The following is a 15,655-nucleotide window of genomic DNA, read 5'->3' as shown; positions in this document are numbered from 1 at the left end:
GTCTGCCATTCCACCACGACCGCATGTCGTAAATAATCGGCAACAGAATTGATTATACCCGGTTCATGTTTAAAAGTAAAGCATTTTTATAAATATCATTTTAACTGCGCTTTCCCTTCCATAAATCGTATAATCTCGTCATTTTCTCCTACGAAGTGCATATGATTAAATTTGATCTCGTTTGTATATCCGATTAGGCTGATTACTCTACTTTATTTGTAGTGCCATCCTTTACACCCTCTCAGTTTAACATAACTCATAAAGTTATATAAAATAACATTAAACAGATTAAACATTTAAAAACCAAGAAACTGTTGACAAAAAGCGGATATTTATGTGAATATATATATCATATAATTCGGATTTACGAACATAAAACGAACTAAAAAGGAGTATAAATGTTATTTAACATAACATTTAACGAACATAGGAGGCGAAAGATTGTGAACCGTGGGAATAAGCTGCTCGATTACGTCAAACTGCTTGATTCCTCTATTCAGGTTGGAGGCTTCACCCATTCCTTCGGAATGGATGCCCATATCGCTGAAGGTACCATTCGTAACGCCGAAGATCTCGAATCATTCATGCGCTGCCAATTGCACCCCAGCATCGTACGTCTGGAAGGTATGGCGATTAAAGGCATATACACCGCCGCAGATCACAATGACGCGTGGCGTACAGCCCTCATTGACAAACTCGTTCATGTCCAGCGCACCCCAGTCAATCTCAGAGAACATGCCTCCACAATGGGCAAACGTCTGATTAAGCTGGCTCATGCACTCCACCCCTGGATTGATTTTAGCCACCTCGAACAAACCCTGGCTAAGTATGAATCCGTCGGCTGCCTCTCCACTGTTCACGCCTGGATTAACCACCACCTCGAAATCCCTGTCGAGGAGGCGGTCCTTGGTTATCTGCATTCAGCCATGAGTGCCTGCATAACTGAAGCCTCCAAAGCGATTCCTCTTCATACCGATACAATCCAGGACCTGCTGGTTCGCCTGGCCGCAGATCTGGAGCATGAATGGCATACCGTCAGCGCCTCCGCTGCGGATGGACTGGTACAACCAACCTCAACGTCCATGAAAACATTGTTCCCAAGCTTTCATATGCTTGGAGCAGGGCTTCACGCCTACAGAGCCTAATCTATCCCCTTCCCTTCATAACCGCCTCCTCAGACTGTAAAATATAAAAAACACGCCGCAACCTCATTGCTGGCGTGTTTTTTATGTCAATTATTTTGTCTATTTAACGTATTTACGCCATTTAACATCTTAAAATACACTTATTTCCGTCTTTTTTAATTGTTAGATGACGCAAATACGTATATAATAAAACATACAGCTCGCATATCTCTATATTTTACACCAAGAATAACCAGCTGAACACTACATTCCAACGAGGGGTGAACCCTTTTGAACAAAAAGAAACCTGTGACTCCTTTCGGATGGGCCATTAAACGACGACTAACTGAGCTCCAGGTCGATCAAAAGACATTTTGTGAACAGTATGGCATTCCGCCATACCGTCTGTCCAATCTCATTCACGGCACACGCAAAGCAACCCGGTTCAGGAACCAGGTCGCTGACATTTTGGAAATTCCAGATGATTTAAGATAAGATTTCTGCCAAGGAGGAGCTCATTTCATGAGATACTTAATATCCGATCTGGAGAGATTGTCGTTCCAGTCCATGAAACACCAGCTTATCATCGTCGACCACAATTGGATCATTCGAAGCTGCAACACCGCTTGGCAACACGGACTCGGGCAACTGTTCCCCAAACCGAACGCATCAAACCCTTCCAGAACAGCATCTGAACCGCCCCATTACCTCCATCTTGTAGAAGGGTGGACATTACGCGAGGAGAAAGCAAAGAATACAAAGATCGTTCAGGAGTTAAAAAGTATCACTGCACCTTTTAAAGACAGTTATACATACGACATCTCCGTCCAAACTGTCCACAACGAACAGCGGTGGTTCCGCCTGGAACTCACCCCATTGATTCAGGCCGACCCATCCCTGCTGTCTGATCTCGCATTGATTGCACACACGGATGTTACCGAACAGAAACAGACAGAACGCCAATTGAAGAAGGCCCTGTCTGAAGTGCGTACTTTGCGTGGACTGCTTCCCATCTGCGCTGTCTGCAAACAGATCAAGGATGAACAGGACAGCTGGAACTCTGTTGAGAGTTATTTGGAGAAACACACTCATGCCGAATTTACCCATGATATCTGCCCGGATTGCATCCGTAGATTATATCCGAAGTACTCCAACATTCTGGACAAGCGTTCCTGAACTCACCCTACACCAAGAACCCTAAGCTACACAGACAGATGATGCTCAAACTGCGACATATCCAGCTCTCGCGGTGTGCCTTGCAGTGCAATTGCCCCTTTGTCCATTACATAGATATAATCTGCAGCACCGCGCACAAAATCAATACTTTGCTCCACCAGCAAGATGGAGATTTCACCCTTTGCCTTAATTTGCAAAATGACCTGCCGGATATCCTCTACAATGGAAGGCTGGATGCCTTCTGTCGGCTCATCTAGAAGCAATAATCCCGGCCGGGCAGCCAGTGCGCGGGCAAATGCCAACTGCTGTTGCTGCCCACCACTTAGATCACCACCCTGTCGACCATACATCGTGGCAAGCACCGGAAACATCGCCAGCACATCCTCTGGGAACGTCTTTACACTCGCTGCACTTGTCTCCAGACCCAGCAGCAGATTTTCCTTTACTGTTAGCTGCGGGAAGATTTCTCGCCCCTGCGGCACATATCCAATCCCCGACCTGGCCCGTTTGGCCGGATCGTGGGTGGATAATTCCTGACCTTTCCACTGAATACTTCCTTTGCGCGTTTTAAGAAGCCCCATCAACGTCTTCATCAAGGTGGTTTTCCCTACACCATTACGCCCCATCAGGCATACCACCTGACCTGGCTCAACATCCAGATTTACACCGCGCAGCACATTGCTCTCCCCGTAGCCGGACTCAATTCGTTGCAGCGACAGCATGGTCATCCCTCCTTTTGCCCAGATACACTTCAGCCACTCTCGGATCTTCCTGCACTTCCGCCATCGTACCTTCTTTTAGAAGCTTGCCTTCATGCATCACTGTCACTTTGGCTGCATACTCACGAACAAACTCCATATCATGCTCCACTACCACAACAGACCTTTCTCGCGCAATCTCTTGCAGTAGGCGGCCCGTCTTGTGTGTTTCCTCGTCAGTCATCCCCGCTGCCGGTTCATCCAGCAGCAATACACGGGGTTCCTGCAGGAGCAGCATGCCAATCTCAAGCCACTGCTTTTCCCCATGTGATAGCGCCCCTGCACGTGCGTCCACACGGCCCTGCAGACCAATCTGGAGCGTAATCCGCTCCATGGCTGGACTTATTTTTGAATACCGTTGAATACCCAGAGCCTGTAAAGGAGAACGACGATTCTCCGCAGCCAGCATCAGGTTCTCCTGCACGGTCAGACCAGCAAAGATGGACGGAGCCTGGAACTTGCGCCCTACCCCTTTTCGAACAATCTGGTGCTCCTTCAGACGTGTCAGATCCGTACCATCGGCCATCTTCACTGTACCGGACAAGGGCTTGGTTTTGCCGCAAATCACATCCAGCATCGTTGTTTTCCCCGCACCGTTGGGACCGATCAGAAAATGCAGATCATGTTCATGCAGCTTCAGATTCATGCCTTTGACCGCAACAAAACCGCCAAATGCCACCGTTATTTCCTCAGCTACCAGGACTACCGGAACATCAGTAGACTTTTGGTTTTTCCTGACTGACTGGAACATGCACAACCTCTCCTCTCCGTTTCAGCAAGCGCACCACATGACGGTATACACCAACAAGCCCATTCGGCATGAACAAGACCACTGTTACAAAGAGCCCACCAATGACAAACAACCAACCTTCCGGATAAGCTTCACTGATGCCCGTTTTGGCTGCGTTCAGCACCACAGCACCGATTACCGCACCAATCAGCGTTCCACGACCACCCAAGGCGACCCATAACACCATTTCAATCGATGGCACGATCCCCATCATGGAAGGTGAGATGATCCCTACCTGGAGTACAAATAACATACCAGCGATTCCCGCAAGCGCTCCGGAAAGGGCGAAGGCCAGTGTTTTGAAGCCTGCCGGGTCATAGCCAAGAAAACGAACCCGATTTTCCCCATCCCGCGCAGCTTCAAGCACCTGACCAAACCTGCTGTTCACAACCCGGCGACAAAGCAGATAGGCGAGCACCAGAACGGCAAGCGTTATATAGTAAAGAGCAATCGTTGTCCCTGCCGAATGAAGGGTAAAACCAAAGATCGCGTTATATCCCGTTATACCGTTGGTCCCTCCCGTCCATTCCTGTTTGCCCACAAATAACGTTACGGTAATGAGGACTAATGCTTGGGTCAGGATTGTAAAATACACACCCGTAATCCGGTTACGGAACGTGAACCACCCCAAGGCAAAGGCCAGTAATGCCGGAAGGGCAATCCCCAGCAATAGCGCCATCGGAAATGACCTGAACGGCTCCCAGAACCACGGCAGACCGCTAAGACCACTCCATCCCATAAAGTCAGGAAGTGTTGAACCGCTCGCCTGCAGCTTCAGATACATCGCCATGGCGTACCCGCCAAGTCCGAAGAAAACGCCATGCCCCAGACTAAGCACCCCTCCATATCCCCAGATCAAATCCAGACCGATCGCCAGAATGGCCAGGGCAAGGAATTTCGCCAACAGACTAAGTCGGAATTCCGTGGAAATGAGTGGAGCCAGACACATCATGATCAGGACAACTGCCCAGATGATCTTCATTTTCAGACTACCCGTCTTAAGAAGTGCCGACATCATATAACCCCCTTCTTCGCATTAATCCAAACTTCGAGTCCGTATGGCAACGAGCCCGCGCGGCTTCCATTGCAGAAAAGCAACAATACAGACAAATACCAGCACCTTGCCGATAGAAGCTGAGGTATACGTTTCGAATAATGTATTGAACATGCCAATTCCAAGCGCACCACACACGGTTCCCACCAGTTTCCCCACACCGCCCAATACAACCACCATGAACGCATCCACGATATAATACGTGCCCAGCGAGGGGCCAATCGGACCAATCAGTGTCAACGCACACCCAGCGATGCCAGCAATGCCCGAACCAATCGCAAAGGTCATGCCATCCACTCGTCTGGTGGAAATCCCAAGACAGCCCGCCATGCTTCGATTCTGCATCACGGCCCTCATCCGTCTCCCGGAAGAAGTCCGATAGATGTACAGATACATGCACAGCAGTACAACCGCAACCAGCGCGATAATGAAAAGACGTTTATATGGAAACACAATGCCGTCCGCGATGGTCAAACCTCCGTTGAGCCAAGCCGGACTGGATACCCCTACATTTGGTGCCCCAAATATCGTTCGGGCCAATTGTTGCAGCATCATGCCTACGCCCCATGTTGCAAGCAGACTGTCGAGCGGCCTCCCATACAGATGCCTGATCAGCACCACTTCCAGCAACCAGCCTATAAGAGCCGCCACACCAAAGGCGATAGGCAGAGCCACAATAAAGTAGACATCGAACCACGCTTGCGGAGCATACGAAATGAACAAGTTTTGCGTCACATATGTAGCGTAAGCGCCAATCATGATCAATTCACCATGAGCCATGTTAATGACATTCATCAATCCAAATGTAACCGCGAGTCCCAATGCAATCAGCAACAGGATGGAACTGATGCTTAACCCATTGAACATTTGCAGGACAAACATATCCATCACTTTTCCCTCCCATGCTGTGAACATCTAATTTTATAGAAGACATCATTAACGTTCCGCATCAACGCTTTACCGTAATATTGTATGAGGGTGTGTTGTCTCACCCTCGTCTGATATTCAGCAGTTCTCAAGTGAGATACCCATACTATTTGGTACTGAGGGAAGCGCCCCACTCGTACGTTTTCAGATACGGATCAGGTTTGACTGGTGCGCCGGAGTTCCACAATTCCTTGAACTGTCCATCTTCCTGCACTTCGCCAATCCGCACCGTTTTGTAAATATGCTGGTTCTCTCCGTCCACCGTCACTTTTCCTTCCGGTGCATCGAATTCCAGACCTTTGGCGGCCTCCTTCACCTTTTCAACATCGGTTGATCCGGCTTTTTCCACGGCTGCTTTCCACAGATAAACTGCAACATATCCCGCTTCAATCGGATCGGCCGTCACCCGATCAGCTCCATATTTTTCTTTATATTTCTCTACAAATGTTTTATTTTCAGGTGTATCTGTAGTCTGATAATAGTTCCAGGAGGCCAAATGCCCTTTCAGTACATCCGCACCAATCCCCCGAATTTCTTCCTCCGCCACACTCACTGACAGAGTTGTCAACTGTTCGGAAGAGATCCCGGCATCCTTTAATTGTTTGAAAAAGGCGACATTGCTGTCTCCGTTCAGCGTGTTGTATACAATATCCGGCTTGGCAGCCTTGATTTTGCTGATAATTGTACTGTAATCCGTATGTCCCAGCGGTGTATATTCTTCCCCTACAACTTCGCCACCTTCAGCTGCCAGCTGGGCTTTGATGACCTGGTTGGCCGTTTTCGGGAAAACATAATCGGAACCAAGCAGATAAAACTTCTTGCCCCTGTTCTCCAGCAACCAGGTTACGGATGGAACGATCTGCTGATTCGTTGTTGCTCCTGTATAAAAAATGTTTGGTGATGATTCCAATCCTTCATATTGCACCGGGTAAAACAACAGACCCTTGTTCTGCTCAAACACTGGCAGCATCGCTTTCCTACTCGCAGAGGTCCATCCGCCAAACACAGCGGCTACTTTATCCTGCTGCAGCAGCTTCCCGGCTTTCTCCGCGAATGTTGGCCAATCGGAAGCGCCATCCTCGACCACAGGCTCGATCTGTTTACCCAGAACTCCGCCCGCTGCGTTGATTTCTTCAATGGCAAGCATCTCCGCATCTTTAACGGACACTTCACTGATTGCCATCGTTCCACTCAGGGAGTGAAGCACACCTACTTTAATCGTATCTCCGGATGAAGCTGGCTCTCCCGCCCCACCGGAACCCGACGCCTCAGGCGGCGTGCCACCTTCCACACATCCTGTCAACGCAATGACTGCACCGAGCAAAACACTCCATAACTTGACCGACCTCTTCTTCAATAGCCTACACTCCCTTTTTTTAGTCTATTGACGAACATTAAGGTCATATATGTCCGAAATGTTCGTTGATCCAAATTATGGAGTCTTACACTCACCGTGTCAATAATGCTTACACAATTTTATTTTATGCATACTCGTTTCATGCATGCTGCTAATATAATTGGAACCATATTGACAAAGGGTCCACCCTGTGTGAGTATATTTAACATATAACATGATCCATGACGACATAGACTATCTAAGGGAAAGGTCGGATTACCTTGCACTGGACTGAGCAGGAAAAAGAAAAACTCCTGATTACCGTGGCTGCTAACCTCGCCCGTGAACGCAGAGGACGCGGACTTAAACTGAATGTTCCCGAAGCTATCGCATTGTTGACCTCCGAGCTCATGGAACGCGCACGCGATGGCATGAGTGTTGCAGAGTTGATGAGATACGGCGGCACGATCCTGACACGCGAAGACTGCATGGAAGGTGTACCTGATATGATTCCTGAGGTACAGGTGGAGGCCACTTTTCCTGACGGAACAAAACTGGTCACTGTCCATGAACCTATACGCTGAGAAAGGCAGGAGAACTCCATGATTCCAGGTGAATATCGCTTAAAACAGGATGATGAGATCATCTGTCATCCCGATCGCTTAACCGTGCGTCTGATTGTACTGAACCGCGGCGACCGTCCCGTTCAGGTTGGTTCTCACGTTCACTTCTATGAAGTCAATGCTGCGCTGGACTTTGATCGCACTTCCGCTTTCGGACACCGCCTGCATATTCCGGCAGGCACCGCTGTTCGTTTTGAACCTGGTGAAGAAAAACCGGTCGAACTCACCACATTTGGCGGCAAACGTCAGATTTATGGATTTAACGGATTAACGGAAGGATCGGCAGATCAGCCACCTGATCCACAGAAACTGGAAACATTTCTGAAGACATTCGCACCCCCTGTACAGGACGGAGGGGAACCTCTATGAAACGAATGAGCCGCGAACAATACGCGTCCATGTTCGGACCAACAACCGGGGATGCTGTCAGACTGGCGGATACGGAACTATGGGCAGAGATTGAGCATGATTATGCAGTTTACGGGGATGAAAGCAAATTCGGTGGCGGCAAGGTTATTCGTGACGGGATGGGTCAGTCCACATCAGCCCTTCGCAGTGATGGCACACCTGATACCGTCATTACCAACGCGGTCATCATTGATCATTGGGGAATTGTAAAAGCAGATATCGGTATTCGCGATGGCCTCATCTGCGCAATCGGCAAATCCGGTAACCCGGATACGATGGACGGAGTTGATCCCGCGTTAGTTATTGGGGCTTCGACCGAAATCATTGCCGGGGAAGGCATGATTGTGACCGCAGGAGGCATTGATACCCATATTCATTTTATTTGTCCACAACAGATTCAAACGGCATTATCTTCAGGAGTAACAACCATGATCGGCGGCGGCACAGGACCTGCAACCGGAACCAAAGCCACCACCTGTACACCTGGAGCCTGGCATATCCACCGTATGCTGGAGTCCGCAGAGGCATTTCCCATGAATATCGGTTATCTCGGCAAAGGCAACAGTTCCAGCACCGCTCCATTAATTGAACAGATTGAAGCCGGTGTCATTGGACTGAAGCTGCATGAAGATTGGGGTACAACGCCAAGCGCTATCGATGCCTGTCTAACCGCAGCCGGAGAGCATGATGTTCAGGTAGCCATTCATACCGATACGCTGAACGAGACCGGATTTCTCGAAAATACACTGGCGGCCATTAACGGACGCACAATTCACACCTATCATACGGAAGGTGCTGGCGGCGGACACGCGCCGGATATTATCCGCGCTGCCGGAGAGTCTTACGTTATCCCCTCTTCAACCAACCCAACACGTCCTTACACACGCAATACCGTAGAAGAACATCTCGATATGCTGATGGTTTGTCACCATCTGGACCCGTCGATCCCTGAAGACGTTGCTTTTGCTGATTCGCGTATTCGTCCCGAAACGATCGCGGCCGAAGACATTTTGCATGATCTCGGTGTATTCAGCATCATCAGTTCCGATTCACAGGCGATGGGCCGGGTTGGCGAAGTCATTATTCGCACCTGGCAAACCGCAGACAAGATGAAAAAGCAGCGAGGCAAGCTCGAACTGACCTCTGGCTCCCCTTCCGATAACGATCGGATCAAAAGGTATATCGCCAAATATACGATCAATCCGGCTATCGCTCATGGCATAGGCCATCTCGTCGGTTCCGTGGAAGTTGGCAAGCTCGCAGACCTGATCGTCTGGAAACCGGCCTATTTCGGGGTAAAGCCCGAGATGGTCATTAAGGGCGGCATGATCACCTTTGCTCAGATGGGTGACCCCAACGCATCGATCCCTACGCCTCAGCCCGTATTCGGCAGACCGATGTTTGGTGCTTACGGCAGTGCACTTGCCAAAGGGTCGATCACCTTTGTCTCCCAAGCCGCAGCAGATGCCGGAATTAAAGAGGCGCTAGGCTTGAACAAGCGCGTAGAACCCGTCAAAGGCTGCCGATCGGTGAGCAAAAAAGACATGATTCACAACGACGTTACACCCATCATTGAAGTTGATCCTGAAACCTACGAGGTACGGGCTGATGGCGAGCTTCTCACCTGCGAGCCAGCGGACGAATTACCGATGGCACAACGCTATTTCATGTTTTGACAAAGGGGGCCACGCATGATGATGCACAGCGGCACGAAATTACTCTGTTATGTCCAACTGCTGGATTCGGCCTTGCCCATTGGCGGGTTCTCCCACTCGTTCGGTCTGGAGGCATACACTCATGATGGCAGGATACGGACCATCGCCCAACTCGAACAATTCATTCGTGGCCAGCTTCATTCCAGCCTCGTACGGCTCGATGGTCTAGCCATCAAAGGTGTCTACCAGGCCATTGAGCAACAAGATGCCGCCCTTCTAGCCCTTTACGACAAACGTGTACACGCCCAGCGAACCCCCAGGGAACTGCGGGAAAGTGGGCACAAGATGGGGAAGCGATTACTCAAACTCGCGAGATCACTTTACCCGTGGATGGACTTTTCTCTAATCGATGAAGCCGTACAGGAACATGGTGCTTTTTGCGGCATTACAACGATTCACGGTTACATCAATTATCAGTTGGAAATCGGAATGGACGAAGCTGTCACCGGACATTTGTATACCTCTGTTAACGCTTATGTTAATAGCGCTCTGCGTCTTCTGCCCATCGGGCAAACCGAAGCACAGATGCTTATCCAAAAACTTTTGAATGATATTGATTCTGAATGGTCTCAAATCCGGGATAACGACCCGGAAGACATGCACAGTTTCGGTATTGCCCAGGAAATCTACGCTATGCGGCACGAGAGCCTGCCAGCCCGTCTGTTTATGTCCTAACTTCATTAATTTAAAACCAAGGAGGAATTTGTTATGTGTGGAGGAGCTAATCATACGCATCATGCGGAGTGGGAACGTAAGGTATTTGATCGGAGTCGCCCAATGCGAATCGGAATCGGTGGGCCGGTAGGTTCAGGAAAAACGGCCTTAGTAGAGAAGCTGTCCAAGGCATTGCGTACACGCTACAGCCTGGCCGTTATTACTAATGATATTTACACAAAGGAAGATGCCGAGATTTTGCTGCGTCAGAACGCGCTCGCACCGGAACGTATTATCGGTGTAGAAACAGGAGGATGCCCACATACAGCTATTCGCGAGGATGCTTCAATGAATTTTGAAGCCGTTGATGAGTTGATTGAACGCTTCCCGGACCTGCAACTGATCTTTATCGAAAGCGGCGGCGACAACCTCTCTGCTGCGTTCAGCCCGGAACTGGCGGACGTATTCATTTACATTATTGATGTAGCTCAGGGGGAAAAACTGCCTCGCAAAGGTGGTCCGGGTATTACGCGTTCTGACCTCCTGCTCATTAACAAGACTGACCTTGCCCCTTATGTTGGCGCAAGTCTGCAAGTCATGAAGGATGATACTGAACGGGTACGCGAAGGACGGCCTTATGTGATGTCGAACCTGATGAGTGGTGAAGGGGTATCCGAAATCGTCCATTGGCTTGAACATCAATATATGGATGACGATGCTTCCGCTGCGCATCTGCATACACACACCCATGAGCACGGAACAACTCACAGCCACTAATTCATCCTCCTCTTTACATGGAGTTGAATATGGACTGAACCGCAGTACCGGAGAGGCCGTGATACGCCGCAGCGAGCTTCGGGCCACTTTTGCCCTCCAAGGCGGGCGCACCGTCATGACCGATCGGTATTACAGCGCCCCTCTCCGGTTCAGTCGATCCTTTCGACCTCCGGGTGGCGGAGATGAATTATGTGTATATACTTCAGACGTCTCTCCAGGCGTGCTGAATGGTGATCATTATCAATCCAAATGGCAATTGGGCCAGAACACTCACTTAATGCTAAGCAGCACATCAGCCACGAGGCTTCATCCCACACCTACTGTTCCGTCATCTGTGAACCATCACTTTCGGCTGGAGCAGGGAGCGGTGCTGGAGTACTTCCCTGAATGCGTTATCCCGTTTAAAGGTAGCTCATCCTCACTCACCACGACCTTTGAGTTGGGTGAACAAGCAATACTTGCGTATGCAGATATCTGGTCCGCCGGACGGATTCATCGGGGAGAAGTCTTTCAATTCAAGCGATATCGCAGCCTGACAGAAATCTGGCAAGGAGAGCAGTTGGCCGTATGGGATCGGTTCGGACTCGAACCAGAATCGAACGATCCAACATCATCTGCAGCGTTGTTAGCCTACACTCACTCTGCGGCTTTATGGATGATTGCCCCCGGATTGGGCGCAGCACAATTGGAGTCCGTACGGTCCATCCTTCCCCCAGATGGTCGCATGCTTGCCGGGGCCAGCTTGCTCACCACAGGCGGGATTGGTGTTCGTTTGCTCGGAATGGCAGCCTGGGAACTCCAAGAACAATGCCTTCAGATCTGGAACACCCTTCGCTCCGATCTTTTGGGTAAACCTAACCTCATATTCCGCAAGTGAAGGGTTACTCCATCAGACTAACTTTCGGAATCAAATATTTATATTGCAATAAGTCCCAAAGAAAAAACCTCTGAACAACTAACCGATGGGTTTCGGATGTGTTCAGAGGTTATTTATATACCCAGATAATCCAGTCAAGTTGTAGCTTTCACTAACTCGCACTACAACAGTTCGTCTCCTTTGGGCTTATCTTCTCCCTTGTAACGAAAATCGCCTGAATCTCTGCTTTCCTTGGATTTGCGATAACGGGTAAATTCAATATATTCACTGATAAAAGACTGTTCCACAGTCGATAATTCGCTTTCTTGGCAATTCAATTGCCGCAACACGTCAAAAAAATAATCCTCCCGTTTTTCCCGCACCATCGCCTCCTTGGATGGACGTCCAATCATGAGCCAGTCAAGGCTCACATCAAAAAACGAAGCAATCTCAATTAGTTTATTCGTACTCGGAATAGATTTACCGCGTTTCCAATCACCCAGATTGCCCGTGCTGATCTTCAGCTGTTGGCAGAAAGCCTTCTTGGTCATTCCTTTTTCGGCAATCAGGTGTTCAATTCGCTCATAGATCGACTGCATACAGAACCGCCTTCCAACCGTAATAATCAATACATGTACCTAAATTATACCACAACCTCCCTGAATCCTCAGCCTTTTAATCCCAGGAATACGTTCATCCTATCATTTGTAAACAAAGAAAGACCCCCATGGATAACCATGAGAGTCAATACCCAGCGCGAGACAACAGTGCTCACATCGCTCGAAAAACGTTCAGCTTGGCAAGGCTTTACAGTTACATCAAGACCCGTGGTGAATCGACAGGAGCTTGTCATGTTCCGTAGACCAGATCGGCTTTACTTCTTGACTAGGGTTCAAATATGCTTTGATTTGATTAATAGCTGCCGGTCCCTCCGTAAACCCTCCCGCAATCAAGCCCGGCACTTTACCCGTATACTCAACGACATCACCTGCTGCAAAAATGCCCTCTATCGAAGTTTTCATCCAGGCATCTACAATAATGCGCTCCTGTTCTATATTCAGCCCCCAATTCTTGATCTCACCCAAATCCGGTTTTGCGCCGTGGCAAACCACGATTTCGTCCACTTCCAGCTCAACATCCTCTTGCGTATCAAGCTGTTCTATCGTCACCTTGTTAATGCGATTATTAGTTCCGTGAATCTCCTTGACCTGCGAAGAAGTCATGATATGAGCTGCCGTATTCAGAAGTTGAACAACATTTCCCTCATGAGCGCGAAATTCATTTCTACGGTGGACAATCCCAACGAATTTCGCAATTGGAGCCAGGGCAAGTGCCCAATCTACAGCCGAATCGCCGCCCCCGGATATAAGCACTCTCTTATCGCGAAACTGCTCCACGCTGTCAGCTCCATAATGTAGATGACGACCTTCATAGCGTTCTGCATTCGGCACTTCCAGCTTGTTAGTAACCAACGTACCGAATCCAATCGCAAGTAAAATCGTACGCGTCAAGTGCGTTTCCCCAGTGTTGCTTGTTAAACGAAAGGTTCCATCCTCCAGGCGTTCCATTCTTTCAATCAACTGGGAATAGACAATGTCCGGCTCAAATGTACGTGCTTGCTTCTCCAGCTCCAACTTTAAATCTCCGGCCGTCATCGCCGCGACTCCACCGACGTCATACAGAAACTTCTCCGAATAATAGGGCAACTTCCCACCAAGAAACGGGGCGGCCTCAATAATTTTTGTTTTCAAATCCCTCATACCTGCATAGAAAGCTGCAAAGAGTCCAGTTGGACCACCTCCGATAATTGTTACATCAAAAAATGAATTCGTTCCGCTAGTCATTCCTAACGCCTCCTCTGATTTTTTTGGTCGATAGCAGTTGATTTCATGCACCGATCCTATGATAATGATTATCATCTTTGTCGAAGGCAACCTTCCACCTATAGGCGGATTATTTTCAGCTGTGAACGTATTTTTTAACCCTTCACTTCTCTCTTTGAAAATAGCAAAGACGCTTCCAAGCCCGCTGTATAACGGGTCCGGAAACGCCACACCTTAAGTCTCATCTTTGGATTCTGCTTGCTCCACAATGAACAGACAACCTGGGCACTTGCAGCCCTTGTCCGTGCTTAGGTAAGATTTGCCGCCACGGGCAAGAACTATGCCTGATTGCATTTGTCCTCGAAATTTTTCGATTGAAGCTGATCACGGGACTTCATCCTGGATTCGAGCGCACATAACGCCCCGGTTTGCAACCGTACTTTTTATAAAATGCCGCAGAAAAGTTGCTCGGATTGCTATAACCTACCGCCGCCGCTGCCTCTCCAATGTTTAACTGTTCATATTGCATTAGAAATAAGCCTTTTTCCAATCGCTGATCACGAATATATTCAAAAACGGTCATACCAAAAAGAGCTTTGAACCCCTTTTTAAGCTTAAACTCGTTTAATTCCGTGGCTCGGGCCAATTCTTTCAAAGACAGCGGATTTTCGAGTCGATCCTGAATGATTTGCTTGGTAGCGTAAAGCCTCTCTACATCCGGTTTTTTGATATAAGAAGCAACATTTGACCGATGCTCGCACGTGTACTTTTCCAAAACGAGTAAAACGATTTCCATAATCTTGCATTCCAAATGCAATCTCTTCAATGCGCCCAGATAGGACGATTGTAACATTTCGTTCACGGCGCGTTTAAGTGTGACAGAATTTTTCAAAGGGCTTATTTGTCCCCTCTGACTCTTCAACCACTTCTCTACGCTTCGATAATCCTCGGCATTTTCAAAATAGTGAAGGACTTGTTCGGGCGAAAATCTGATTTCGAGAAATTGATGTCTCTGTTTGGCTCTCTTGAACAAATGAATTTCGCTATCCTCCATCGAATATATATTGCCGGATTGTACTTGGGTTGAATAGCGGTTGCCTTTAAAAATACAATCCACATCTCCACTAAAACAATAATTGATCTCAAAAACCCGATTTTCGTGGATATACTGATTCCAATCCTCTTTCAACGTCATATCGGAGATGACAACTTCAAATCCTTGTCTGATTTTCATGCGGGAAATGCTTCCCATGCCCAAAAGAGGCGGAAGGATGATCTGTTGTTCTCCCTCTTCTTCTGTTCCAATCACCGTCAAATAATCGGAGAGGCTATCAAAGTACCCATGTATATTATCCGACCGAATAATCTGCTCCATATTAAACACCTCGTCTTCAAGTAATGAACTAAGTCCATTAGCAAACCTATACAGTTGATCGTAGCATTATTGAGAATCATTATCAACTATTGAAAGGCTCCTCGAAGATACAAAGCGCCTCACGCGCTTCAAATTCAACTACTCGTTCAGTTCGCTTCTCCATCGAACAAAGCCGAATCATACTCACAAATCAAAAATAAAAAGCCCTTCCATTAGGAAGAGCTTAATCGTAAATTATGATGCGGTCGAGAGGACTCGA

Annotated in this window: 17 protein-coding genes; 9 read left to right on the top strand and 8 right to left on the bottom strand. The window is 48.4% G+C overall.

Annotated elements, in window-relative coordinates; all coding sequences use genetic code 11:
- Positions 1-443 precede the first annotated feature (443 nt).
- From CS562_RS32330 to CS562_RS32320, 3 genes are all read left to right on the top strand, one after another.
- A complete protein-coding gene (locus CS562_RS32330) occupies positions 444-1,145 on the top strand; it encodes an urease accessory protein UreF (RefSeq protein WP_175383732.1) in 702 nt (233 codons plus the stop codon).
- A gap of 270 nt (positions 1,146-1,415) precedes the next feature.
- The gene (locus CS562_RS32325; RefSeq protein ID WP_063564423.1) at positions 1,416-1,619 is read left to right on the top strand and encodes a hypothetical protein; all 204 of its coding nucleotides are present in this window, start codon (positions 1,416-1,418) and stop codon (positions 1,617-1,619) included.
- Positions 1,620-1,646: 27 nt separating this feature from the next.
- Entirely contained in the window at positions 1,647-2,300 is a 654-nt protein-coding gene (locus tag CS562_RS32320; RefSeq protein WP_099859425.1) for a nitrogen regulation protein NR(II), read from the top strand.
- A 26-nt stretch (positions 2,301-2,326) separates the two neighbouring features.
- Here CS562_RS32320 and urtE read toward each other — a convergent pair whose 3' ends face one another.
- From urtE to urtA, 5 genes are all read right to left on the bottom strand, one after another.
- The gene (urtE, locus tag CS562_RS32315) at positions 2,327-3,022 is read right to left on the bottom strand and encodes an urea ABC transporter ATP-binding subunit UrtE (RefSeq protein WP_099859424.1); all 696 of its coding nucleotides are present in this window, start codon (positions 3,020-3,022) and stop codon (positions 2,327-2,329) included.
- A complete protein-coding gene (gene urtD, locus CS562_RS32310) occupies positions 3,000-3,809 on the bottom strand; it encodes an urea ABC transporter ATP-binding protein UrtD (RefSeq protein ID WP_076291711.1) in 810 nt (269 codons plus the stop codon). The genes urtE and urtD overlap by 23 nt, the downstream gene beginning before the upstream one ends.
- A complete protein-coding gene (gene urtC / locus CS562_RS32305; RefSeq protein ID WP_099859423.1) occupies positions 3,772-4,866 on the bottom strand; it encodes an urea ABC transporter permease subunit UrtC in 1,095 nt (364 codons plus the stop codon). The genes urtD and urtC overlap by 38 nt, the downstream gene beginning before the upstream one ends.
- An 18-nt stretch (positions 4,867-4,884) precedes the next feature.
- Positions 4,885-5,790: an urea ABC transporter permease subunit UrtB gene (gene urtB / locus CS562_RS32300; protein ID WP_076291709.1), complete on the bottom strand. Its 906-nt coding sequence runs from the start codon at positions 5,788-5,790 to the stop codon at positions 4,885-4,887.
- Between the two features lie 145 nt (positions 5,791-5,935).
- Positions 5,936-7,186, bottom strand: coding sequence for an urea ABC transporter substrate-binding protein (gene urtA / locus CS562_RS32295; RefSeq protein WP_076291708.1), 1,251 nt, complete (start codon positions 7,184-7,186; stop codon positions 5,936-5,938).
- A 260-nt stretch (positions 7,187-7,446) separates the two neighbouring features.
- On the opposite strand from urtA, the gene CS562_RS32290 reads away from it, so the two are divergent.
- Genes CS562_RS32290 through CS562_RS32265 form a run of 6 tightly spaced genes read left to right on the top strand, consistent with a single transcriptional unit; the run spans position 7,447 to position 12,219 of the window.
- Positions 7,447-7,749, top strand: a complete 303-nt coding sequence (locus CS562_RS32290; RefSeq protein WP_076291707.1) for an urease subunit gamma — start codon at positions 7,447-7,449, stop codon at positions 7,747-7,749.
- Between the two features lie 18 nt (positions 7,750-7,767).
- Positions 7,768-8,157, top strand: a complete 390-nt coding sequence (locus CS562_RS32285; RefSeq protein ID WP_076291706.1) for an urease subunit beta — start codon at positions 7,768-7,770, stop codon at positions 8,155-8,157.
- Positions 8,154-9,872 (top strand): urease subunit alpha, encoded by a 1,719-nt coding sequence (gene ureC, locus CS562_RS32280; protein ID WP_099859422.1) that lies wholly within the window; start codon positions 8,154-8,156, stop codon positions 9,870-9,872. The genes CS562_RS32285 and ureC overlap by 4 nt, the downstream gene beginning before the upstream one ends.
- An 18-nt stretch (positions 9,873-9,890) precedes the next feature.
- The gene (locus tag CS562_RS32275) at positions 9,891-10,586 is read left to right on the top strand and encodes an urease accessory protein UreF (RefSeq protein WP_180287259.1); all 696 of its coding nucleotides are present in this window, start codon (positions 9,891-9,893) and stop codon (positions 10,584-10,586) included.
- A gap of 33 nt (positions 10,587-10,619) precedes the next feature.
- Positions 10,620-11,342, top strand: coding sequence for an urease accessory protein UreG (gene ureG, locus CS562_RS32270; RefSeq protein WP_053781689.1), 723 nt, complete (start codon positions 10,620-10,622; stop codon positions 11,340-11,342).
- Positions 11,314-12,219 carry an urease accessory protein UreD gene (locus tag CS562_RS32265; protein WP_175383728.1) on the top strand — a complete coding sequence of 302 codons (906 nt, stop codon included), beginning with the start codon at positions 11,314-11,316 and terminating at the stop codon, positions 12,217-12,219. Before ureG ends, CS562_RS32265 begins: the two co-directional genes overlap by 29 nt.
- A 161-nt stretch (positions 12,220-12,380) precedes the next feature.
- On the opposite strand, the gene CS562_RS32260 is transcribed toward CS562_RS32265, so the two are convergent.
- The 3 genes from CS562_RS32260 to CS562_RS32250 form a co-directional block, all read right to left on the bottom strand.
- Positions 12,381-12,797 carry a helix-turn-helix domain-containing protein gene (locus CS562_RS32260; protein ID WP_076291701.1) on the bottom strand — a complete coding sequence of 139 codons (417 nt, stop codon included), beginning with the start codon at positions 12,795-12,797 and terminating at the stop codon, positions 12,381-12,383.
- A 219-nt stretch (positions 12,798-13,016) separates the two neighbouring features.
- A complete protein-coding gene (locus CS562_RS32255) occupies positions 13,017-14,042 on the bottom strand; it encodes an NAD(P)/FAD-dependent oxidoreductase (RefSeq protein ID WP_180287258.1) in 1,026 nt (341 codons plus the stop codon).
- 373 nt (positions 14,043-14,415) lie between these two features.
- On the bottom strand, positions 14,416-15,330 hold the full coding sequence (locus CS562_RS32250) for a helix-turn-helix transcriptional regulator (RefSeq protein ID WP_180287257.1): 915 nt from the start codon (positions 15,328-15,330) through the stop codon (positions 14,416-14,418).
- Between the last annotated feature and the right edge of the window lie 325 nt (positions 15,331-15,655).

It is taken from the genome of Paenibacillus sp. LK1 (genome assembly GCF_002750415.1).
GTDB classification, from domain to species: Bacteria; Bacillota; Bacilli; order Paenibacillales; family Paenibacillaceae; genus Paenibacillus; species Paenibacillus taichungensis.
The sequence above is the reverse complement of the archived record's forward strand: the minus strand, read 5'-3'. Positions and strand labels throughout refer to the sequence as shown.